Annotated in this window: 14 protein-coding genes; 6 read left to right on the top strand and 8 right to left on the bottom strand. The window is 60.0% G+C overall.

What is annotated here, in order from left to right; translation table 11 throughout:
* Nucleotides 1–3: 3 nt before the first annotated feature.
* From KQI84_06120 to KQI84_06105, 4 genes are all read right to left on the bottom strand, one after another.
* Complete coding sequence (locus KQI84_06120; GenBank protein ID MCB2154442.1) at nt 4–1,371, bottom strand: hypothetical protein; 1,368 nt, start codon at nt 1,369–1,371, stop codon at nt 4–6.
* Nucleotides 1,372–1,394: 23 nt separating this feature from the next.
* Complete coding sequence (locus tag KQI84_06115; GenBank protein MCB2154441.1) at nt 1,395–2,318, bottom strand: SDR family oxidoreductase; 924 nt, start codon at nt 2,316–2,318, stop codon at nt 1,395–1,397.
* 44 nt (nt 2,319–2,362) lie between these two features.
* Entirely contained in the window at nt 2,363–3,208 is an 846-nt protein-coding gene (locus KQI84_06110) for an AAA family ATPase (protein ID MCB2154440.1), read from the bottom strand.
* A 254-nt stretch (nt 3,209–3,462) separates the two neighbouring features.
* Nucleotides 3,463–6,462, bottom strand: coding sequence for an SPOR domain-containing protein (locus tag KQI84_06105; protein MCB2154439.1), 3,000 nt, complete (start codon nt 6,460–6,462; stop codon nt 3,463–3,465).
* Nucleotides 6,463–7,022: 560 nt separating this feature from the next.
* Between KQI84_06105 and ablB the strand changes: the two genes are divergently transcribed.
* The 6 genes from ablB to KQI84_06075 all read left to right on the top strand — a co-directional run bounded on the left by ablB (nt 7,023) and on the right by KQI84_06075 (nt 17,917).
* Entirely contained in the window at nt 7,023–7,925 is a 903-nt protein-coding gene (gene ablB, locus KQI84_06100) for a putative beta-lysine N-acetyltransferase (GenBank protein ID MCB2154438.1), read from the top strand.
* An 11-nt stretch (nt 7,926–7,936) separates the two neighbouring features.
* Nucleotides 7,937–8,821 (top strand): hypothetical protein, encoded by an 885-nt coding sequence (locus KQI84_06095; GenBank protein ID MCB2154437.1) that lies wholly within the window; start codon nt 7,937–7,939, stop codon nt 8,819–8,821.
* A 124-nt stretch (nt 8,822–8,945) separates the two neighbouring features.
* Nucleotides 8,946–10,733, top strand: coding sequence for a radical SAM protein (locus tag KQI84_06090; GenBank protein MCB2154436.1), 1,788 nt, complete (start codon nt 8,946–8,948; stop codon nt 10,731–10,733).
* 156 nt (nt 10,734–10,889) lie between these two features.
* A complete protein-coding gene (glnE, locus tag KQI84_06085; GenBank protein ID MCB2154435.1) occupies nt 10,890–13,859 on the top strand; it encodes a bifunctional [glutamate--ammonia ligase]-adenylyl-L-tyrosine phosphorylase/[glutamate--ammonia-ligase] adenylyltransferase in 2,970 nt (989 codons plus the stop codon).
* A 121-nt stretch (nt 13,860–13,980) separates the two neighbouring features.
* On the top strand, nt 13,981–16,260 hold the full coding sequence (locus KQI84_06080; GenBank protein MCB2154434.1) for an alpha amylase C-terminal domain-containing protein: 2,280 nt from the start codon (nt 13,981–13,983) through the stop codon (nt 16,258–16,260).
* A gap of 136 nt (nt 16,261–16,396) precedes the next feature.
* Nucleotides 16,397–17,917 (top strand): hypothetical protein, encoded by a 1,521-nt coding sequence (locus KQI84_06075; protein MCB2154433.1) that lies wholly within the window; start codon nt 16,397–16,399, stop codon nt 17,915–17,917.
* 154 nt (nt 17,918–18,071) lie between these two features.
* Here the strand turns inward: KQI84_06075 and KQI84_06070 are convergent, their stop codons facing one another.
* The 4 genes from KQI84_06070 to KQI84_06055 all read right to left on the bottom strand — a co-directional run bounded on the left by KQI84_06070 (nt 18,072) and on the right by KQI84_06055 (nt 24,086).
* Nucleotides 18,072–19,310 (bottom strand): DUF1015 family protein, encoded by a 1,239-nt coding sequence (locus tag KQI84_06070; GenBank protein ID MCB2154432.1) that lies wholly within the window; start codon nt 19,308–19,310, stop codon nt 18,072–18,074.
* Nucleotides 19,311–20,224: 914 nt separating this feature from the next.
* Nucleotides 20,225–20,824, bottom strand: coding sequence for a Holliday junction branch migration protein RuvA (gene ruvA, locus KQI84_06065; GenBank protein ID MCB2154431.1), 600 nt, complete (start codon nt 20,822–20,824; stop codon nt 20,225–20,227).
* A gap of 111 nt (nt 20,825–20,935) precedes the next feature.
* A complete protein-coding gene (locus KQI84_06060) occupies nt 20,936–22,354 on the bottom strand; it encodes a nitronate monooxygenase (GenBank protein ID MCB2154430.1) in 1,419 nt (472 codons plus the stop codon).
* Between the two features lie 322 nt (nt 22,355–22,676).
* Nucleotides 22,677–24,086: a thrombospondin type 3 repeat-containing protein gene (locus KQI84_06055; GenBank protein ID MCB2154429.1), complete on the bottom strand. Its 1,410-nt coding sequence runs from the start codon at nt 24,084–24,086 to the stop codon at nt 22,677–22,679.
* Between the last annotated feature and the right edge of the window lie 71 nt (nt 24,087–24,157).

Genomic DNA, 24,157 nt, shown 5'->3' with positions numbered 1-24,157 from the left:
TTTCTACTTCGCCTCCAGGTATCCGGACGGATAGAGTTGCATGTCCAATTCCAGGGTCTTCCGCAGATCATCGACGATCAGCGCCGCGGACTCTTCATAGCCGCGAATCAAGTCGGCATTCACTTCCCACTCTGCCGGTGGTTTGCCGTACAGGTCTTTCAGCACAGTGCCCATCTTTGTTGAGAAGACATCGAGCGGATAAGTCGTCAGGTTCGTCTCGATTCCGCGGATCGTGTGATCGGGATTGATGAGTACAAGCATATCCACCGGGATCCACGCACGCTGTTCTTCGCGGGCGAAGCGGTGATACACGCGGTAGAAGTGGAACTCGTTTCCATCCACATTCAGATGGTAGACGTAGATGTTCTCGCGCGTCGTCAGATCGGGGAACTTAGAATCGCGGTGGACATCAATCTGCACATTCTCCGCTTTGACATCGAATCGAGTCGTGACGCGTTCGGGAGGCTGGACGCTCATGCCAATGATCGGCAGGGAAATCGTCCGAAGAGCGGCGTAGTTCTCTTCCGAGATCCACTCGCGACCCTTCATCTCCACGCCGGAGAATTCTCCGTCATCACCGTACTTCAGGACCATTCGCTCAATCATTCCCGGGCGATCGGTCGCCTGGATGATCGTTGAACCCATCTTGCGTTGCGAACCATCGGTGGATCTGCCCTCCAGAATCAAATCGAGATCGCCGAACTGACGTGCGATTTCGTCGTTTGCAGTTGGTGAGAGATCGGAAAGCAGGATCGATGTTCCGTCGAAGTTGGGCAGTGCGCTGGCAAGGATATCGGCCGGGTCCTCAGCCGCAGTGTAGGATGCAAGATCCGTGAATCCGGACAGGTCGGCGAAGTCGCTGGCGCTCATGAACTTGATCTTGTGACCTCTGGCCTCGACGGTCTTCGTCGCGGGCATAGGGACTTCAATCTGCTTGGGGTTCAGGCTGCTCAGGTAGCGGTTGAAATCATCTTCTGCCCGCATCGTTAATCCCATTCCGGAGGCTGCAAAGTTGCGGTAGTCCGCCGCGGTCACATTGACGGCGTCGTAATCGCGAGAGGAGTAGAAGCCGGCGACATCGGAGTTGTAGGCCGTCTCGCCGGATAGGGCTCCGGTGGTGAATCCGCCCAACGAGATTTTCAAATCTTCCGGGAAGTCGCCCGCGATTTCATCCAGGGCTTCCTCGAATAGTTTGGCGCCGTCCAGATCCTCAGGCGCTCCCAGCGGTCGCCATGCGCGCCCGGCGTCGTGGGTCACGATGATGCCGACTTCTTTCGCCGGTGCCGTGTCTCCGTCGGCTGCAATCAGCAGACTGCTCAGCAGCAGCGCCATGATCAACGTCAGTCCTGCTTTCATTTCCTTCCGCATCATGTCTGGTACCCTCTGAGATTCGATTAAGTACTGGATTCGTGTTCTTCGAGCACTGCAATTCGCCGGAGTCCGGATTCGAAGGACCTGGGCGAACGATCCAGCGTCTCCCACAATTGGCTGGAATCGAGAGAGACGTTGCGTGGCCTCGGGGCCGCATAGTCCGAATCGGCGAGACGCTGAGGCCGGAGAAGGCTCCGATCGTATTCGAAGACGCGACAGACAAGCTCTCCCATCTGCATCCGATTCAAAGGTCCGGGCCCTCCTGCGTGCCAGATGCCGGTCTCACCATGCTCCAGAATGGCCACCATCGCGTCCGCCAAATCATCCACGTAAACGGGTGTTCGCACTTCGTCTTCGAACAGTCCCAGCGGCTTTCCGGCGGCCAAGTTCTCCCTCATCCACCCGAGGAAACTGCGGCTGTGAGTTCCGGGCGGCCCGTAGATCAGCGCGGGACGGATGACAACGCCTCGCGGCAACTCGGCGACAAGCGCCTCTGCCTGCAACTTCAGACTGCCGTACACACTGACAGGTTTGGCCTCGGCGCCTGCGCCGTAGGGAGCATGCTCTCCGTCGAAGACGAGGTCTGTGGACACGGCCAAGAACGGGGTTTCCGGCTGTTTTTCCTGGATCGCTTCGACCAGAAAGCGAGTCGCATCCAGGATGGCGGCCTTTGCCGATTCCGGTTCCTGTTGGCAAAAGGCGGGACTGGTCGTCGCCGCGCAGTGGATCACGGCTGCGGGCTGCATATCGCGAATCAGACGGTGGACGGCCTTCTCATCCCGCAGGTCGACCGGAGCCAGATCCGCATACGGGATCTCGATCGCGTGCGAAAAGAACGTCCCTGCGACCCGTCCACCGTTGACGGCCAGATGTCGCGCGACGTGCTCACCCAGGAACCCGCTGGCACCAGTGACCAACACGTGCCGCTGTGTCTGCATCAGATTCATGGTGCGGAATGCCTCGGGGGAATACGACGTAACAGGCCCATGGCTTAGAGGGGAACTTCGACCTCGTCAAGGATGCGACGGATCGCTTCTTCGTCCTCGTGATGAACCATGCCGGAGCGCTCGAATGTGCGAGCGACCTGAACGCGGTGGGCCAGCACGGGAACCGCGACGTGCTTGATGTCATCAGGGGTCACAAAGTCGCGTTTCTGCAAGTAGGCGTAGGCCTGGGCTGCGCGGCGCAGAGCAAGGATGCCGCGTGTCGAACAGCCGAGCTCAAAAAGCGCCGACAGGCGAGTGGACTCGCCGATCCGCACCATGTAGTCGAGCAGATCGTCGTCGACCTTCACCTCGGCGGCTTTCTCCTGCATCTCGATCACTTCTTCGCCCGTCACGACGGAATCGATTTTCGGATCGACCATGGCCATGCGCTGTTCGCGCAGAATCTGGACCTCATTGTCGCGATCCGGATAGCCGAGGTGAATGCGCATCAGGAAGCGATCCATCTGGCTTTTTGGCAGAGGGAATGTGCCGTGGAATTCGAGCGGGTTCTGCGTTGCGAGGACGATGAACGGCTCGGGCATCGCGTGGGAATGGCCGTCCATCGAGACGCGCGCATTGTTCATCGCCTCGAGCAGGGCAGATTGTGTTTTGGGGGTCGTGCGATTGATCTCATCGGCAAGGACGACATTCGCAAAGAGCGGCCCGGGTTTGAACTCGAACTCGTGCTGATTTTGGTTGTAGATTGTGATGCCCAGGATGTCCGAGGGGAGGAGGTCGCTGGTGAACTGGATCCGCTGGAAGGTGCAATTGATCGATCCTGCCAGCAGGGAGGCGAGCGTGGTCTTGCCGACGCCGGGGACGTCTTCCAGCAGGAGGTGCCCGCGGGCCATCAGGGCAACGAGACAGAGCTCGATGACCTCGTCCTTGCCGCGTATCACCGACGCGATGTTGTTTCTCAATCTGTCCAGTGCATCGGGCGTAGCCAAATCAGCGTCCTCCGGGAGCAATCGTGGTGCATCTTCCAAAGGCCGACCGGCAGGGTCAAGCCTTGGGAGGCGGGTGAGGCTCTCGGATCGCCCCCCGTTAATCAAGCAGAGGCGCGGCCGACGCCGCGCCTCGATGCCTGTTCTCAGTCTTGTGGCGGTCAGAGTTTGTAGATCTTGATATTGTCGATCAAGAGTACGCCGGTCGTCGCGAGGTTATCGCGGATGGACAGCGTGTTGATGACCTTCGGGCAAGAGTTGAGCCGCACGCCGGTCGCGATCGCCTCGTCGTTGACGAATCCGTCGATGATATGGCGGGGCAGATCGATCTCGAATCGGACGTGGCACCACTTGCCAAATTCGTACGGGGTCGGCTCGCCCTGGATGCGCAAGGTCGGGCTGGCGCTGGAGCTGGTACGATGGACGATCGTATGAACCGACTGGCGGAAGTCCTCATCCTTCTCGATGTAAAAGCCGAGCAGGTACTTGTTCTTGTCGTCGCAACGCAGATCGAATTCTACGCCGATTCGGCCCTGGGCGTCCGGGAAGCGGCAGGAGTAGTAAGCGCTGCCAATGCCCGACTTCTTCTCGAAGCGCAGGCACTTGCTGGAACCATTGCCGTGGCCGCCATTGTGGATCACGAGGTTCGCATAGTCGTAGTGACCACGCCAGTTCTTCGGGGTCTTGCCGGCCTCTTCATCTTCGAAGTTCTGTGCGTAAAGGACTGAGGCATCGACCTGGGCCGTTGCAGCCGGCTTCTCCTCGGCTGGGGCTTTGTCCGCACCCTTCGGCGCTTCACCGGGGGGTTGCTCGGGGGGCGGCGGGACGACGAATTCGGTGGAGGACTGGTTTCCCGAGTCCTTCGGTGCGACGGCTGCCTGTTCGCCGGCCTTCTCGTCGCCAAACAGGAAGTCGAGCTTCAAACCTTCCTCCTCGCCAGGGCGAGGCGTCGGCGTCGGTCCCGCTGGTTTCGCAGGCTTCTCTGCAGCAGGTGCCGCCTTGGCGCCAGCAGGTGCCGGCGAGATCGTTCCCGGGCGAATCCGATCGCTGTCGGAAACGCTCGATGTGGAAGCAGCGGGAGCGCCGTCCTTCTTGGCTGCTTCCTTGTGCTTCTTGTCCGCGCCGGCGGCCTTCGCTCCAGGTTTCCCGGATGAGCCCTTCTTGCCCTTGTCCCGCGTGTGCGTAAGTTCCTCAACCTGGCGAAGAAGTTCTTCGTCACGCTTGCGGTTCTTGCTCATGACCATCGCCAGAACGATGACGAACATGATCGCCAAGGTCGCTACGGCACCGATGATAATGTAGAGTTTGAGGTTTGATTCATTGCCCTCATCGGCAACCGGGCGTTCAGGGCCGCCACGTTCAGCGATTGCTTCCTGCAGGCGAACGATGTTGCGACGGGCTTCTTCGTAGAATGGCCCCTCGCGCGCTTCGGTCTTCACCTTGTCCCAAATGGAGAGCGCCTGATCGAGGTTACCACGCTGCTCTTCTTGTTGAGCTTGTTGCTGCAAAGTCGCGAAGCGCGTTTCTGGAGACTGCTGAGCCAATTGGTCGCGATCTCGCGCCTCCCGAATGGACTGATCCTTGATGGGGATAAGCGGGTGATCGGGGCGAAGTCGCTTTAGATCCTCTAGCTTCGCCAATGCTTGATCCCATTTTTTCTGCCCGATCAGCAGTTCCATTTCGGTAAGGACTTGCGTGACTTGCCGATCGCGCTTCTGATCTTCCTCGCGGCTCTGCTGCACTTCCTTGAGCATTCCGATGACTTCATCCGAGAGCAGTTCGTTGTCTCTCCGCTCTTGGGCAAGTTGCTCGTACGTCTTGGTGCCCGCCTCGACATCCTGAATCGTCTGGAGGAACTGCTTGGCTTTCTCGCGCTCTTCGGATGTGGCGCTGGCGCCCATCGTCGTGGCATCCAGATTCTGGGCAGCCGATTTCTGCACCTGACGAACCTCTGCCATGAGGAAGCCTGTTCCTCTCAGTTCCTCGGCCATTTGCTGGGCATCGTTGGAATCGGGGAAGGCTGGCCCGGCGAACACCTGATACCCGTTTGGTCCTTCTTCGACATCCACGGGAACAAAGCCGAGATTCAGCAACTCGACACGGAGATCTTCTGCCGGTTGCTTTTCCACACCATCGGCGACGAGCACACGGCTACGTCCGCCACCTGCTCCGGTGCTGCTTGACTCGGGAATGAACTGTACGTCCTGCGGGACTAGTCCCGCCTCGGCCTGATAGCGCGACATTTCCTGCCGTGCTTCTTCCTGAGTCGCGTATTTTCCGAGATAGACCGAATAACGGCCATCGGAATCCTGAACGGCTTCCACATCTGGGAAATCGGACAGACTGGAAACGAGGTCGTCTGCTTCCTGCTTCGACAACTGAAAGGCCATTTCCAGACGATATACGCCGGGAGTCACAGGACCGCTGCCGTTCGACGCTGATGGTCCTGAGGGCACAGAACTGGAAGTCACCGCCCCAATGCCAGTATCGCCGATGGCAGTCACGACGACGTTGTCGAAATAGACCTGGTTGTACCACTGACCGACGCCTGCGCCGCCGCTGCTGAAGGTGCTATCCACGGCCGACAGGACCTGCTGCCCATCGAGGTAGACAGAGAGTTGATTCCCAACCGCTCGGAACTCGAAGCGGTGGGATTCGGCCGGACCTGTGGCCTGATTGAATTTCGGGAGTTGCAGTTGGCTGGGGCTCTCGGCTTCCGCCATCGCATCGGCGGGAGTCTGGCCGCCAACGTACTTACTGATCTCGACCTTCTGATTAAATCTCGATGCGAGAAGGTTTGCGTAATAGAAATTGCCGGGGTCTTTCCAGCGGAGAGCAAGGCTGACGCGGCCGACCTGCTGGGGCATCCAGAAGTCTACGGAGATGCTGTAGTCGGTCCAGTCCTCCGAACCGGGCTGGTCGATGATCGCCCAGGTATATCCAGGGTCGAAGTTGTCGCCGTTTCCAGAATTGAACTGGCCGTCCTGAATGAACCAGAAGCTGGGTCCGGTGGCACCGTAGATCTCCCAATTCTGGGGTCGAGTGCCGGCGGGGCCGTTGAATGAGTCGGTGTAGAGAGACTCTTGAGCGGAGGCCAAACCGGCCATCCCCATCAGGCAGACAGCCAGCAGGATCGCTGGGCGCCGAATTTGTGCGATCATGAACATATCCCCCGGAGGTCTTAGCACGTCCGGATTCCTTATCTCGCGGCGAGAATCGCCCACCAACAATGGCCATCGGGGCCCCGAATTCGAGGCCCTGCCAAGGTGGTGAGTCTTACGCGCCGTCAAGAGGCTTCTCCGCCCCTGACCAAACCCACTTCAGATTAACCGATTTGGCACTTCTCCGGTCAAGCTGAATCCTCGCCGTTGACCTACGCAAAACCCAGTCTAAGGTCAACGTTTCCAGCGCTGTGCTGCCTACGCACGGAACGGCCACCTTGCCGGGTCGGTTTCCCTTGTGGAGCCCCGGTTTGTGTCTCGGCCGAAGAGCGCCAATGCACCCCTCGAAGTCGCCGTTCACCACCCGATTTCAGCGCATCTTCGCTGGGCGGACGCAGTTACTCAGTCTGCGGCGGCCATCCAAAACCCATTCGACAGTGGCGCGCAAGCAGGTTCTTGCCTGCAACGCCCCGCTCCTCCGGGTCCGCCGAGGACAAAGCCGTTGCGGTGCACCGGCAAGGCGGGGATGCTTGGGCCACGCTGATTCTGAGGAGACGCTCATGGCTGAATGGATTGCTGTCCTGCCGGATGGCTCGAAACGAGAACTGGATCAACCTTACGGGGTGGATACGGCCGTCCAGGAGCCTGGCCTGTATGAAGCGAAAGTGACGCTCAGTCCCCTGAATGAGCGGATTCAGGTGAAAGAATACGACGCCGAGAACTACGGGAAGATGGTGACCGGACTGAAGGTCCTGGCCGCTGCCAACGATTATGGGAAGATTTGGATTAAGGCGCGGGCCTCCGAGGAAGAAGAGCTGACGCTGGCGGGATTCGAGCGCGAAGCAGTGATCCCCGGCTTCTTCGATGGAGAAGACGCCGTGTCGATGGCGATTTTCCCGAAAGGCGATCGACGCGAACGCCCGCAGCGAATGAAGGAAGATGATATCCTCGAGAACGCCTGCTCCGGATTCCCGCGAGCAGACTTCCGTCCCCTCCCCGAGGGATACGTGACTTCGCTCTTCACGCCGGATGATGCAGAGGATCTCGCGAAGCTCTACGAGGAAGTTTTCCCCACGTATCCGTATCCGATCACAGAGCCTGACTACCTGCGTGAGACAGCCGCGAGCCACATCATCTATCGGATCATCCGCAATGAGGCGGGGGAACTCGTCGCAGCCGCTTCGGCAGAGACTATGCCGGCGATGCATAATTCGGAGATGACCGATTTCGCCTCGCGCCCGAGCGAACGGGGAAAAGGTCTGGCCCAGTTCCTCCTCCGTGCCCTCGAGGAAGATGCAAAGGAACGATTCGACATCCGCTATATGTACACGATCGCCCGGGCGCAGTCGTTCGGAATGCTGCGGACGTTCCACAATTGTGGTTATGCGGTTTCAGGAACGCTCGTGAACAATTGCAATATCTCCGGCCAGTTTGAGACGATGCATGTCTTCTATCGCAAGTAGGAGGCGAATTCATGTTCGGCCGTAAGAAGTCGGATCTCGAAGGCGAAGATCTGAAGCTCCAGCCTCCTCCGCAACACGCCCCGGATGGTACATCCTACCCGGAAGGGCTGCGTCACAACCGCTTCCTTGTCGCACCGCGGCGGGAGAAGGGAAAATGGCTGTGCGACGTGGCCGAGATGGATGGCTCCGAAGTGCTGGAAGCCAGCCAGGAGCGACCGGCCAAGTGGCGTATTCTGCCACCCGTCGGCACATGGGTAATGGGACTGCTGACGGTCGCCGTGGCAGGATTGGGGCTTTATCTCCTCTGGACGAGGAATCCATGGACCGCGCTGCTGGTTGGAATTCTGCTGTTGGTCTGCGGTGCCTATGTGACGGCGATCGTTCGCCGGCTCCTGGTCGTTGACCTGGAGGTCACTGTCGATTCGCCGGAGTCGCACCAGAAATTGCTTAAGTTGATCCCTGAGAAACGGTTCAGTCTGCGCAGCCAGATTTTCCATGTCGATTGGCAGCGGCCCCCGGTGAAGCGGATCGCCTCGATCCGCCGCGAGGGTCTTGCAGGCGGCATGCGGTCGCGCTGGGTTGTCGAAGGACCGCCGGAGCAGAAGCATGTTGCCGTTCTGGCCGCCATCGAGGCGCCGTTCTGGCGCGCTTGGCTCCGCCGGATTCTGCTCGGACGCCTGAAGCGCAGGCTCGTGACGAATTTCAAATTGTCCTCGCCCGGCGGCGGAATCGAGTGGGGAAAGCTGCATCGCCGCGAGTTGGTTCATGATTGTCATGTGCTGGATGTCTCGCGCGATTGGGAGGGGAGCCTGGACCGGCGCGCCGTTTTGGCGCTGGCGATTCTGATGGAGATCGGTGCCAGTCACCCCAGCGAAGAACGGAAGTCGAAGAAGTAGCTCGGGCTTCCGAGTGAATTCCGTGCTTGTCGACACCGGAACGATTGGGCGAAATACGCCCAGTCTTGCAGGCGCATGATGCGGCGAGAGGCAATGCCGATTCCCCAAGAGTGAGGCGCGATTCGTGTCCGAGCAGGTCTTGATCGCATTCGTCGAGGAAGGGGTCTCGCCGCGTCTTGCGCACTGGCAGGATGTGGCGGAGGGAATCGGCCGACTGCGTGCCGGCAAAATCGATGTGCGGGTCGAGTTGATCAAGACAGTCCGACAGCGCGAAGAATTTGTTGATCGCCTGAAGGCCGATCCGCCCGAAATCCTCTTCGTCCCAGTCTATCGCGAGCAGCTCCACGCGGCGAATGCCCTGCTGCTGAAGATTCGGAACATGACGCTGCCGACGGTCATTGCAGTCGGCGGCCCGATGGGGACACTCGGCTCCGACATCTTCACATTCAACCCCGTCCCGACTGCGATTGTTCTTGGCGAATGGCAGGATCGACTTCGCAAGTTCGCGTCGAAGCTCCTGCGCGAAGGCTCCGGTTCCGACATTCCCGGCGTGTGGTGGCGAGGCCAGCGCGGCTGGCAGATCAACGTGCCTGAGCGCCCGCTTACCAATCTCGATGAACTGGACGACGCGGACTACACGAAGCTGCCGGTCGAAGATCTGATGAAGATTAACGATCGCACGCTGCCGCTGCTTGCAAGTCGTGGTTGCCCATTCTCCTGCCAGTTTTGTCACGTGCCGCTCCTGCGACGACTCGAGAGGCCGGAAACGCAGTATCGCACGCATTCACCGGAACGCATCGTCACGCACGCGCTTGAATTGGTCGAGTTACATAACCCGCGGCGATTTGTGTTCGTCGATGAGTTGTTCCCGTGGCAAGAGCGTTGGGTGGAGAAGTTCGCCCGGCTCTGGAAGGAGAAAGTGGCCCTGCCGTTCCGTTGGACGACCGCCGCCGAGCAAATGTCCAAGGACAACCTGCGACTCCTTTCCGGCGCGGGCGGCGAGGTCCTCGAAATCGGCATCGAAACGGGAGACGAGAATCGGCGCTCGGAATTCTGTGATCGCAATCTGCACAACCGCGCGATTGTGAAGGCCGTGCAAATGGCGCAGGACTACGGTGTGAAAGTCGCCGCCAATGTGATGCTCGGCCTGCCAAGGTCGGATACGGCGGAGTTACAGAGCACAATCGACTTCATCCGCGAGTTGGAGCCGGACGAAGTTCGCTATCAGTTCCTGACGCCCTGGCCGCGCAAGACGAATTGGTCGGAGACTGAGCACGAAGGCCTTGAGCTGACCGGCATTTCGATCCACGGCGGTCGCGCGACTTCCACGCAGTCGACGCTGCCGAAACGCCACACGAAGGACTTGATGCGAACGATGGAGGAGTTGCGCCTGCTGGATGCCGCCGGTCGATTGCGCGCACAACGGCCGGCACCGGACGTGGCCCTCGACGGCATGGCGCAATGGGAGGAAGCGAAGTGGCGATCGCAACTAAACGGGCCGCTCCGCGTGGAACGATACTCTGCGCCGAACGGTACGCACGATGTTCTGGCACTGCGTGTCCCGACGGAGATCTCCTGGGAACTCCAGATGCCGGAAGATCCAATCCTGGAATTCGGGATCTTGATTGAGCCGACGCTGCCGGGGCAACGTTCGAAGTCACCGGTGAGTTTCTCCGTCAAGTTCGAGCAGAATGAACGCGTCTATCGTGTGTTCCAGAAGATCCTGATCCAGTCGCTGGATCCGGACTCGCGCAAGTGGCACTGGTTCTCGATTCCTTTGCGTCCATCCCACCCCGGGCCAGCGCGTTTGATTCTCGGAAGCAGCGTCTACGGCGAGGACGCGTCCTACCTGCCCGAGGAAGGCGATATCTGGGCCGGCTGGACCGGCATCGTCGTTCGAAGAAGCGGCTGAGGCCATCTCGCAGCATCAAAACTCCCATCGGCAAACAAGATGTCCCGCGCAGGCGATTCCAAACACGTAGCATTGTTGACGGCTTTTCAGGCCGAGCTGAGGGAGCTGCTGTCTTCTTGGCCGAACGACGATCGTGATGCAGCCGAGGAGCTGTTGTTGTCCTGGGCACGCGAGCAGTTCGTCTTTGAAGAGATCGTTGAAGTAGCGCCAAAGCTGATTCCTGCATTGGCGGCGACGGCCGATCCGAGGATGGCGTTGCGCAATTGGGATCGATATGTGCGCGCTGCGTGGGATCGGCTCGGCGTGTTGCACTTGATGGAACACAATCCGGATCATCTGCAGTTTCTTGCTCAGTTATTCGCCGCATCTCAGTTCTTCTCAGACATCGTTGTGCGGAACCCGGAGTACCTCGAGTGGTGCCTGGTCGAGGCGCGCATGGAAAGCGAGAAGCCCCTGGAGGAATATCGCCGTCAATTGCATGGCTTCGTGCGCGCATTCGGAAGCTCCGAGAGCCGGCGGCGTGCGCTCTGTCGATTTAAGCGCCGCGAACTTCTGCGCATCGGCGTTCGCGATCTGCAGCAGCGCGCCGATATTATGGAACTCTGCCGCGAGTTGACAAATCTGGCGGAAGCGGCCTGCGAGTTGGCTCTCGAAGATTCGCTGAGCGATTTGATGAAGCGCTATGGGCAGCCCGCTCCCCCACCAGACGTGAAGCCGGACGACACAATCGGATTCGCCGTCCTTGCGATGGGGAAATTCGGCGGCCGGGAATTGAACTTCTCCTCCGACATCGATCTGATTTTCGTCTACGATACGGAGGGAACGACCGCGGGACGCAAGGATGGGACGGGACACGTCAGCAATCGCATCACGAAACACGAATTCTACTGCAAGCTGGGCACGGCGATTATTCAGTACCTCGATTACTCGACAATCGAGGGCGTGCTCTATCGCGTCGATGCGCGACTGAGACCGGATGGTGCATCGGGCGCGATTGCGCGGTCCTTGCCGGCCTACGTGGCCTACCTGGCGGATCAGGCGCGCTCGTGGGAGAAGATCGCGTACCTGAAAGCTCGATGCGTGGCGGGCGATCGCAAACTTGCTGCGCGTTTCGAGGAAGTGCGCCAGAATTTCGTCTTCTTCGGCAACTCACCGCAGGTGCTGCTACCGGAAGTTGCTCGCCTGAAGCGCCGGATCGACCACGAGGCCCTCGATCCCCGCACACGGAAGCTGGACATCAAGCGCGGCCCTGGAGGCATTCGCGAGGTGGAGTTCATTTCCGCGGCGCTGCAATTGCTCCATGGCGGAAACGACAAGTCCCTTCGCGTGCGAGCAACGCTGGAAGCGATGGAATTGCTCGCAGAGAAGGGCAAACTCCAGCCGGACAAGGTCCGTCGACTGCGCGAGGCCTACTTGTTATTCCGACAGGTTGAACATTGTCTGCAGATGATGAACGAACAGCAAACGCATGCGCTGCCGGAAGACGACGAAGAACGCCAGCGGCTTGCCGTACGATGCCATTTCGAGAGCGAAGCCGATCTGCAATCACAGCTCTCCGAATTCCGCGGATTTGTTCGCGAGCAATTCGAAGCGCTCTTTCACGAAGAAGGTCCGGCAGAGAAACTGGATCTGGTCGACTACCTGGTGTCGCGCGACACGCCGGAGGAGAGCGTGCTCGAAGAGCTGGCGCCGTTTGGAATCGGGACGGTTGAGGGATTTCGAGCCTTACGAGAATTGGTTTCCGGCTCGCGGGAATTCGCGATCAGCCGCCACAGTCAGCAATGGTTGGAGCGGGTGTTCCCACAATTGCTGGAGCAGTTGCAGAATGTGGCCTATCGAGAAAATGCGATTCGGCACTTCACGCAACTGCTGCGCAGTCATCACAGCGTTACTTCCACATACGAACTGATTCAATCGCATCCATGGGTGCTGCGAATGCTGGTGCGCGTGTTGGGATTCGGATCGTTGCCGGCACGACTGATGGTAGCGCATCCGGAGTACCTCGACCAGTTGCTGCTCGGCGAGCCGCTGCGCGGAACTCGATCGCCGGCTTACGCCTTCGACGAAGAATACGCCGCACGCGTCGGGCGCCTGGAAGTCGAAAAAGCGCTCGGACGCATTCGCCAGTTCAAGGATCGCGAGGCGCTCTTCCTTGCTGTGCGCGAAATCATGGATGTGGATTCCGCGCGTGAAAGCGCCGCCACTACGACGGAACTCGCGAAGACCTGCCTGAGCGCCGTGATCGATGTACTTTCCCGCGACTCCGAGCGGCGCGACGGGCGGTGGTGCATCATTGCACTGGGCAGTTTCGGCGGCGAATGGGTGCATGTTTGCGGCGATCTGGATGTAGCGGTCTTCCACGAAGCTCCGGAAAACGACCGCGGCGCGGCGGAACACTACAGCAATCTTGCCGGCCGAATCCTGTCGACGATGTCTGCTGTATCGCCCGACGGACAACTCTGGAAGGTCGATGCGCGGCTGCGTCCCGATGGTGTGAATGCGCCGCTCTCGATCGCGCGTGAACGCGCCGAGCGTTACTATCGTGAGGAAGCAGGCATTTGGGAATTCCAATCAATGACGCGCGCGCAGTTCCTTGCCGGCGATGAAGAGTTTGGCCGCGAGATTCTAGGATCGATGCACGACGCGCTGCGCGATCGTTCGCCGCTGCCGGACCTGGCAAAAGAAATTCACGAGATGCGCGTACGGCTCGATCAGACGGTACGTCTTCCGCGTCATGCGAAGCTCGACCTGAAGCGCGGCCCCGGCGGAATCGTCGACGTGGAATTCCTCGTCCAGTACTTCCAGTTGGCGAAGGGAATTGAGTTGCCCGCACTGCGAACTCCTCGCACGGACGAAGCGCTCGAAGTCATCCGCGACGCGGGCTTGATGGAGGTCGAGACTGTCGACTTCATCCTCGAACACCACCACGTCCTGCGAACCGTGCAGCGCGCCATTCGCCTGCTCTGGGAAACGCCCAAGGACCTGGTGCCCGGAACGCCCGATCGCCTCGGGCCATTGGCGCGAGCGCTCGACCCGCAACTACAGAACGCGGCGGAGAGACTCGAATCGCTCGGCGCGCAGATGATCACGATGCGCGAGATCTTTGACAGCACTCTCTCCAATTGAGCTGGCCGCAGGTCATAGCGCTTTTACGATTGACTTCACCGGCGCGCAATTGGAGCGTTCCCAGTATCAAATAGCTATCCATCGCTTGGGTAAAAGCGGTTTAGCACACAGGGAGAGTGCCATGACTCGTGAAGTCTCTCGAAAGTACCTCCAACTCCTCGGAGCGGCTTGGCTATGCTTGGCCCTTGTGCCCGGAGTTGCGCACGCGCAAGGCACGGCCACACTGTCGCCTCAGTTCCCGGCGCGCGGGTCTTCGCCAACGATCGTATTCGACGCAACGGGAGGCCCATTGGCCTCCGAATCACCGGTCGTGGCAACGGTGGGCTTCAATGGGTTCCAGAATGCCGCAGATGTGACGCTGTCTGGCTCGCCGCCAAACTGGACGGGCTCGTTCAGTGTCCCGAACGACGCGACGAGCATCGACATCGTTTTCAAGAACTCCGGCGGTTCGATCTTCGACAACAACGGCGGGAACGGAGTCGACTGGCAGTTCCAGGTCGATTCCGTGCAAAGCGTTGAGCCGGGCGCCATGAAGGTCTCCTCGGCGGAAGGCGACGGGTACCTGTTCCGCGTCTGGGCACCAGACGTTGCATCCATGGCGGTCGTTGGCGAATTCAACAGTTGGGTAAGCAATGCCGACCTGATGACGTCCGACAGCGCATCGGGCATTTGGACCGCCCATGTTCCCGGAGCGACCACTGGGCAGGAGTACAAGTACCTGATGGATGGAACCGAGTACCGGCGCGATCCACGAGGACGCTTCGTTCAGGGCGCCAGCGACAACTCCGTGACCGTTGATCCATCGACCTACACATTCACCGAACCGCGCCCGGGTACGACAGCGGCGTTCCACGATTGGGTGGTCTATGAACTGCATATCGGCACGCTTGATCCATTCGCTGGTGTCGCTCCCGGTACGTTTGCCGACCTGATTCCGAACCGTCTGAATTACATCCAGGAAATGAACTTCAATGCGATTCACGTGATGCCAATCAACGACTTCGCCGGGACAACATCGGGCGGCTACAATCCGACGGAGTTGTTCGCGATCGAGCGTGACTATGGAACTCCGGACGACTTCCGTAATTTCGTGGAGGCATGTCACGCCCGCGGAATCGCGGTGATCGTCGATGTGGTCCACAATCACTACGGACCGGGTGGGCTGGACATCTACGACTTCCAGGACCTGAACGGCAACGCGTCCCGAGACGAACCTGGTATCTACTTCTACGATAGCCCGCTGGAGTTGGCGGAAACCGCCTACGGTCCCCGGCCGGATTATTCGGAGACTGAAGTTCGCAATTTCATCGAGGACTCTATTGCGATGTTCCTCGACGAGTACAATGTCGACGGCTTCCGGTGGGATTTCACGAAGGCCATGCGAGCCACACTGGATGGTTCGTTCAACATCCAAAGTACGATTCCCGAGGGCGTTTCTCTGCTGCAGGACATCAACGCAAACATGCTGGCAACGAACCCCGATCTGATTTCGATCGCCGAGGATCACGCCGGCGACCCGCTGCTCACGACGTCGGTCTCGACAGTCAGCGGCGATCCGGCCGATGGCTTCGGATTCGACACGCAGTGGACGACGAACTTCCATTACCAAGTCGTCGGCGAACTGATAAAAACTGCCGATGTGGACTTTGACATGAACACGATCGCCACGGCGGTGAATGGCGACTTCGGACGGTTGCACTATCTGGAGAGCCACGACGAGGTGTGGGAAACCAACAGCAAAGACCGAGTGCCAACACGGATCGATCCGGCCACACCCGAAAGCCTGCGCTCGCGGAAAATGTCCGCCCTCGGCGCGGGGCTGTTGCTGACGACCGAAGGCATGCCGATGATCTTCCAGGGGAGCGAGATTCTCGACATCGGCGGTACCGACGGGGACAACTCCTGGGAGGACGATGATCCGATCGACTGGTCGCGGCTGATCGATCCGAATATCGCGGGATTCCGTTTGCTGTACCGAGACCTCATCGCGCTTCGGCGCAATCTCGGGAATGAAACTGCCGGCCTGCTGGGCGACGTTACGAACATCTACCTGACCGAGAACACCAACAAGGTCATCGCCTTCACTCGTTCCAACGGCGGATCGAACCCAGGCGATACGGTCGTCGTCATGGCGAACTTCTCGAGCGTCAACTACACCGGCGGGTACAATGTCGGCCTGCCCGACTCCGGCGATTGGTATGAAGTCTTCAACAGCGATGACTCCACCTACGGAACGGACTTCGGCGATGTGGGTGTCGGCCAGACAGTGACCACGTCGGCGGTCGCGCTGGATGGGTTCCCCCAGAGCGGCTCCGTCACGATCGGTGCACGCAGCCTGGTCATTCTCTCGCAGGTCCCGCCCTGGGCCGGCGTGGAAGAATGGCGCGAGCAGACGCACTGATCACAATCCACTGAAAGACAAAACACGCCGGGGCAGAGTTCATTCTCTGCTCCGGCTGCGGTTTAAACCTCCTTGACATCGACAGCCGGTTGCCGCAGTTTGTCAACGATCGCTTACCCACGCGGAGGCAATGACTGTGGCACTGTCGATGGAAGCAGAACCGGAAACTCCTCCGCATTCAGAGGTCGATCCCTCCGAGGAAACATCGCCTCGCCCGGCACGCGATGGCTGGACGTTGCGGCGTGTTGCGCTGCTGGCGGGGGGGGCGGTTCCGTATGCGTTTGCCGTGCAAGGCCGCGGGCTCGCGCCGCTGGGAATACTCGCGATCGCTTTCTGGTGGGCGGCGATTCGGGGGGCGAAGCCACCCGTTCGGCGCATGGGAGTGGCTGCGGCCGCATACGCGGCGATCTCGCTCGGATTGCTGAACTGGCTCTACGCGACGTTCGGGCTGATGACGTTGGTGCTTTATGCGATCATCGCGCTGTATCCGGCGATCTGGGCATGGCTGGCAACGGAGTGGGGGCGCTTTCCCCTGGCGCGCGCCGCGTGGGCGGCGGCGTGTTGGGTCGGCATCGATTATCTGCGCGGCGAGCTCGCGCCGCTCGATTTCTCCTGGCTGTCGCTGGGCTACGAAACCGCCGGAACGATCGGTGGCATGACGGCGCGCTGGATCGGAGTCTACGGCGTGTCCGGCATCACGATCTTCGTCGCGGTGCTCGCCGCGGAAGCAATCTGCCTGCGCAGCGATCGGAAGAAGATGATCGTCGGCATCGCGGCAGCAGCCGCATGGACGATCCTGGTGCTCGTTCCTGTGCCTCGATTCCAGGCGGAGGGCAAAGAGACTTACAGCCTTCGACTGCTGAACCAGGGAAAGGGATTCGGCTCGGTGCCCGCGCCGAAACTGCAGCCGGGCGAGCGCGTCGATCTCGTGGTCTGGCCGGAATATTCGCTCGGCGACAGCCCCGAGGTGCCGGGCTCTTCGTGGCTGGTGGATGAGATCAAGACGCAGGCGGCGTCCTCCACGTTCGGCGTGATTTTCGGTGCGGTCAAACCGATGCCCGGCGGCGAACGCGACAAGAACGAGTTCTTCAACACGGCGTTCGTCTGCAGCCCCGAAGGTGAGTTCGTTGGCGAAGGCAGCAAGAGCCACCCTGTGCCGTTCATGATCGATGGCCAGCCCGCGCCCGAGGTCGGCGTGGTCGATTTGAAAAGCAGGGACGGAGATGTGTGGCGGATCGGGCTGGGGATTTGCTTCGACGGCGCGTATCAACGCTATGCTCCGCAAATGGCCCGGCGCGGCGCGCAGGCGCTCGTCTTTCCCACGTACAACATGCACACCTGGGGGGCGAAACAGCACCGCCAGCACCGCGACATGTTCCGCATGCGCGCGATCGAAACGGGCCTGCCAGTGATCACGTCCGCCTACGGCGGCCCCACCTTCGCCGCCACCTCCACCGGCGCCATCATCAACGTCGCCGACTTCGGCGAAACAGCGTACCTGTCCACCCAGGTTCCCATAACCCCCAACAAGCGCAGCCTCTTCACACTCTTCGGCTGGCTAATCGGCCCGACGATGTTGATCCTGGTTGCGGGGAAGGTGCTATGGATGTTCTTCGATTGGGCGAGAGTTCGGCGCGCGAATCTGACCTCACCGTGAAGAAACCCTCCTACGCCTGAACGCCGAATACCCCGGTCATCGCGGGAAGTAGTCGACTGCTACGAGGGCCAGCAACCAAGTCCCGTCAAACAAAAGTGGCGAGTGACATCTTGCTCGTCACTCGCCACTCGTCACTTCGCCACTCTCAGTCTTCCTACAACATATGGCTCATCATCGCGTCCCGCAGTTTGGGCTCGAACCACGTCGACTTGGGAGGCATCAGGCCGTCTTCGTCGGCGATGGCCATCAGGTCTTCGACGCTGACGGGATAGAGCGCGAAGGCGACGGTGTGTTTGCCGCTATCGACGAGGCGTTCGAGTTCCGCCGTGCCGCGAATGCCGCCGACGAAATGAATGCGCTTGTCTGTGCGCGGATTGCGCACGCCGAGAAGCGGATCGAGAACGTTGGCCTGCAGCAGCGCCGTGTCGAGCGTCGAGACGGTGTCTTCGCCGTTCGCCACGCCAGCCTTCCAGGTCAGGAGGCGCCACGTGCCGCCCAGGTACATCGTTATTTCGCCCTTCTTCGTCGGGTTCGGCGAATCGATCGGGTCGCTGATGTCCATGACCTCGCCGAGCTTCGCCAGAAACTCTTCTTCGTTCATGTCCACGAGGTCGCGCACGACGCGGTTGTAGCCGAGGATCTGCATCTGGTCGTGCGGGAACGTGACGGAGAGGAAGAAGTTGTAGGGTTCTTCGCCGTTGTGATTCTCGTTCTTCGCAGCGTGTTCTTTGGCGATGCGCGCGGCGGCAGCGCTGCGGTGGTGACCATCGGCGACGTAAAGGGCCGGCACGCGTTGGAAGGCCTCTTCAATCTTGCGGATCACTTCGTCATCCTTCACGACCCAGGCGGTGTGCGCGATTCCATCGTCGGCCACGTAATCGTAGTCAGGCTTGTTGGCAATCTGGCTGTCGATCAGGGCATCGATCTCCGGCACGGCGCGATAGGTCAGGAAAACCGGGCCGGTCTGCGCACCGAGAATCTCGATGTGGCGCATGCGATCGTCTTCCTTGTCGGGGCGTGTTAGCTCGTGTTTCTTCACGACGTTGGCGTCGTACTCGGCGCAACTGGCGGCCGCCACGAGCCCGATCTGCGCATGCGATCCCATGACGAGCTTGTAGATGTAGTAGCAGGGCTTGTCGTCCTGGAACAGATGGCCTTCGCGAATCATGCGGCGCAGATTGGCGGCGCCATGCTCGTAGACCTCCGGCGAGTACGGATCCACGTTTGGATCCATTTCGATTTCCGGCTTGGACACGCGCAGGAAACTGAGCGGATTGCCTTCGGCCATCTCGCGAGCTTCCTCGGAGTTCAGCACGTCATAGGGCGGGGCGCAGATTTCTTTGGCCTCCGTCGGGTCGGGTCGCAAAGCGGGAAATGGTTTCAACGTCGCCACGGTAATCACCTCGGTTGGTGGAATAAGTCGCTTGGGGGAGTTTCTCCTCTCAAAACGAAGGAGCCAACCAAAACCGAAGGGGGCTGGGCAAGCAATTTCGTTGGGGAGAAGCAGGATGCTCGTGCAACGCGCCTCTGTCAGACTGATCTTGGCCCCCTTCGGGGACCTGATGAAGTGCGATCGTATCCCCGGGCTCCCCTTAGTCGCCCGGGGCCATTCAACTGATCCTCCTTCGGAGGATGCTCATGGCGGAGGTCGATGGCACAACATCTGTCAGTCTGGATTTCTCGCGCTTGTCGTCAATACTGCAGAGGATGCAGACGAGCCGGCCGTCCCGGGTCGTTCAACTGCTCCCCCACCGGAGGATGCTGACGGCAAGCGATGATGGGACGATGTCTGTCAGTCTGGATTTCTCGCGCTTGTCGTCAATACTGCAGAGGATGCAGACAAGCCGGCCGCCCCGGGTCGTTCAACTGCCCCCCACCGGAGGATACTGATGGCAAGCGATGATGGGACGATGCGTGTCAGTCGGAGTTCTTCGCGTTTATCGTCAATACAGCAAAGGATGCAGACGAGGTGACCGCCCGAGGCCGTGCAACTGCTCCCCCACCGGGGGGATACTGACGGCAAGCGATGATGGGACGATGTCTGTCAGTCGAAGTTCTTCGCGCTTATCGCAAATACTGCAGAGGATGCAGGCGAGCTCGCCGCCCAGGGTCGTTCAACTGTCCCCCCGGAGGCTCATGATGTACGCTGATGGAACAATGTCCAGCCGTCCGGGTTCTGGACGCTTGTCCCCGAAGGGGGCAAAGCTCAATGGCCCCGGGTGACCGAAGGGAACCCGGGGTTAACTTGAGAGAGAAACACGTCCCCGGAGGGGGCGAAGACACCGACTACGATGAGAACGCAAGAACCTACCGATGTCGCAGGCCTTCGCGGACGAGGTCTTCTGTCGGGGCGCTTTCGTCGAGGATCTCGATCGCGGCGCCGATGGCTTTCTCGGCAGTGATCTGCTTACAACCCAACGCCATCAGCGCCTCGATGGCGTCCTGGACGTTTTCGGGTCGGCTGCTGACGATCGGAGCCGCGGACGCGGAGCCCATGAACGGCACCATCTTCTCGCGCAGCTCGACGATGAGGCGCTCGGCAGTCTTCTTGCCGACGCCCTTGATTTTGCCAACGTAGGCGATGTCCTTGTTCACGATCGCGTTGGCGAAGGCCGCGACCTCGATCTGGGAAAGAATCGCCAGCGCCTTGCGCGGGCCGATGCCGCTCATCGAAGTCAGGACATCAAAGCAATCGCGCTCCATCGGAGTGGCGAAGCCATACAGGCTGAAGGTCCCGTCGTTGGCGTTGAAGGAGAGGCGGGTGAGGACTTCCGCCGGGTCGCCGGATGCTCCGAGTTGCCCCGCGGTGCTGGCGGGAATCTCGACCTGGAATCGCACTCCTCCAACATCGATGACGGCGAAGTCCTCTTCGAAGTCGACGAGCGTTCCCTTGAGCGAGTGCAACATGGCGGGCGTTCTCCTGGCGAAAGTCCGGCGAAACACGTCTCTTCTCTCCGCCGGAGCGAAGGACGTCAAGGGCGGAGAGAAGGCTGCCTGCTACGTGTGCAGGAGTGGAGGCTAGCCTGCCAGAACTGTTTCGATGACGTGCGCCGCGGAGTAGGCAAGCCCATCCTGCGGCAGGAAGTTCCCAATGTTGGCAAGATCGTCGCCAGCCGTCAGAAGGGGCGGCTCCTTCTTTCCATTTCGGATTTGCCCGAGGCCGATGTTGGCGCAGAGCGCATTGCACAGGCAGGCTCGGTGGGGCGTTTCCGCCCCCTTGCCGCCGGCGCGCTCAAAGGTGGCTTCGCTCTGTGCCGGACAGCGATAAGCAAGCGAACCGTCGGCTTTGCGATAGACTCTGCGCAGGTAGCCGAGGTCGCAGACGCGCTCGCGTGCGAGGTAAACTTCTTCCTCTGTCAGAGTGCCTTTCTGGCGAATGACCTTGAAGGGAAAGCCCGTTGGGGAAACGAGCGCATCCGTAAAAACATCGATGGTGCCGCTTTGGACATCCCGCAGAACGGCGTCCCGCAGGTCGGGCAGCAGGCCGGATTCCTGGCAGAAGGCGAAGACGGTTCCGATCTGGACGCCTTGGGCGCCTTGTTCCTGTGCGCGTCGGAGAGCGGCGGCACTGCCCGCGCCGCCGGCCAGCCAGAACGGCAGGCCGAACTGCCTGAATCTCTCGAGATCCACGCCGTCACGGACACCATAGACAGGTTCTCCGCGCGCGTTGAACTGCCCCTTCGCACGAGGAGGAGCGTTGTGCCCGCCGGCGCTGGCGGCTTCGATTACGAAGCCATTGATCTTGCCAGTTGCACGTTTGAGCAGCGCCTGCGCGAGTGTTGGTGAGGAGACGATCGCGAGAAAGTTGGGGCGCTTCAGGGGGGACTCACGGCGAGGACCGAGCTTCGCCGGATCGAAAACCGATTCGGCCTCCATACCAGGCTGCTCGTCTTCAACGGCGATGCGCATCGATGCGATTTCATTTCGAGCCAATGTGTCCAGAATTCCGGGAATCTGCCACGGAATTCCCGCGCCGACCAGGACGTAGTCGACGCCTGCCAGCATCGCGCCGTACAGTGTGCTCAGAATCGGCAACTGGATTTTCTCAAGAAGATTGATGCCGACGGGACCTTCGGCGTCCTGCTTGGCGAGCCAAACTTCGCAGAAGGCTGCCAGGACGGCGGTCGCTTCGACTTCCGGGGCCGAATCGACACGAAAGAGCGGCAGTATTTTGAACGGTTCGTCGGAACTCTTCCCGCCCGGTATGAAGTTCTTGTGCAGCACGGCTTCTGCAATGTGCCGGTATGGAAAGGCGTCCATGGCGGAGCGCATCCTGCCATCCGGGTCGCCCAATTGAAGTCGCCGCGCCAGTATCTGGTCGAGGGCAGTGCCGGAAACGACGCCGAGTTGCCCGAGTTTGGCGACTGCGTGGGCAAGCCTCCAATCGGACACGCCAGCGCCCATGCCGCCCTGGATAATCGTGGGGAATCCTGCCATTAATGCTCTTACTTTCTTCTTCCCGGGTCAAAAGGCGAGGAGGCTCGGGAGGAGATGGTGCGAAACCAGGCCTCCGCCGAGCAAGTAGTGACAACGTCTCGTGGATGGTGAGGTCCCATTCCTCAATGCAGTCTCTTTGCGGCGCATTGCCGGAAGGAGCCTGTCGCTGCACGTGAACCTGCTCTTCCTGGACGCGCCTGTCGAGGGGTTTGTCCAGACGCCGGGCGCCTCCGGAGTGAATCGGTTTCGATTCTTGTCTGGACAATAGAAAAACCCCCAGGGGTAACCCTGGGGGATGTCTGGTGCGCACATGAGCCAAGTTTCAAGGCGCGCCGGGAATCGTCCTTGGGGATCCGCCGATCAGATGCCGGTACCATGTAATTGCATCGGTGGTATTGATTCGGCCGTCCTGGTTCAAGTCCAGGACTTTGGGGCGGGAATTCGGGTCGTTGGGATCGGAATCATTCAAGACTTCATAGCTGTCGGCGATTCCATCGCCATCGGAATCCGTCGCAGGGTCAACTCGCTGAAACCTGCGATTGAAGACGAAGTAATCGTAGACGAAGCGCGTCTTCCAGGCAATCACCGCATAAACACCGTTCCGACTGACGTCGACAGCCGCGCTGGTCATCGTCAGATCGCGAACGCAGTTCGGGCGCAGCAGGACTTCGCGAGTGCTGTCATCGGCGTTGTACTCCGAGCCATACACGGTTGCGAAGTAATCGAAGCCGACCAGATAATCGCCGAGTTTATCGATGCCGACGCGAATACCCTCGTGAAATGTCCCGAACCCGGGACCGGCTGTCAGGTCGGAGGGATTCTGCGCCACGCCGTTCTTATCGAAGCGGCGGCGGAAGATTTCACCGCCCTCGAGCCACACCGTGACGTACCCATTGGCATCATCCATCGCCACATCTCCGGGGAACATCATGCTCGTCGGATCCGTCGCAGAGAAGGCGACGGCACTCCCAACGGTGTTCCCCGTGTTGGTCAATCGCTGAGCAACATACTCCTGGATTGCATTATTGGGATTCGGTCGCGAGTATCCAACAACGACCGAGGGCTCCTGAGAATCTATGGGGAGCGTACCCGGATCTAGTGCGATGCGGGGATAGTCCTCGAGATCAGGAGAACTGAGAAGAGAAGTGGGCGCAAGATACTGAGCAAATGGATTCGTGGAACTATTGAACCAGATGGCATGGTAGATATCCGTGTCCGAGGCGGAGAACTCCTCGACCCAGACAACGTAGAAGTCCCCGTTCGGAAACATCGCGACATCGGGCCGGTACTGATTCCTGACAACTGAAGTGGAGTTCACGGTGAAGGCGGAGGACTCCGGCGTGCCGTCTGCCGCATAGGGACGGCCGATGATGTCGGTATCTCCAGCCGTATCGTCTTCGACCTCCGCAACGACGATAAACCTGCCATCGGTCGCCATGTCGACTGCTGGGTTGTGATACAAGACGTCGGGCGTTCCTGAGCCAAATACGATCTCTTCTTTAATCAGCGTGCCGTCGGCATCGACGAGACTGAATCGAACGAGGTTCTGATTAAAGCCTGAAGGTGGCTCTGTTTCCCAGACGGAGACCACGTATCCACTGTCCGAGATGGCAACGTCAGGAGCGCCCGTCGTAGAGACCAGGGCTGCTTGGCTTCGTGATACAGGAATCTCCGACTCCATGGGAATAAACAAGCCGGACACGCCTAGGAGAAGAGCTAAGGCGTAGCTCATGGGGGGGAACCCTCCTTATTTTTTATCTATGGAAAAACCTTCTGCGCATATAAGAATGCGGGTCAACAAGG

This window comes from bacterium, from assembly GCA_020444065.1.
Lineage (GTDB): Bacteria > Sumerlaeota > Sumerlaeia > SLMS01 > JAHLLQ01 > JAHLLQ01.
This window is presented reverse-complemented; position numbering and strand designations above follow the sequence as displayed.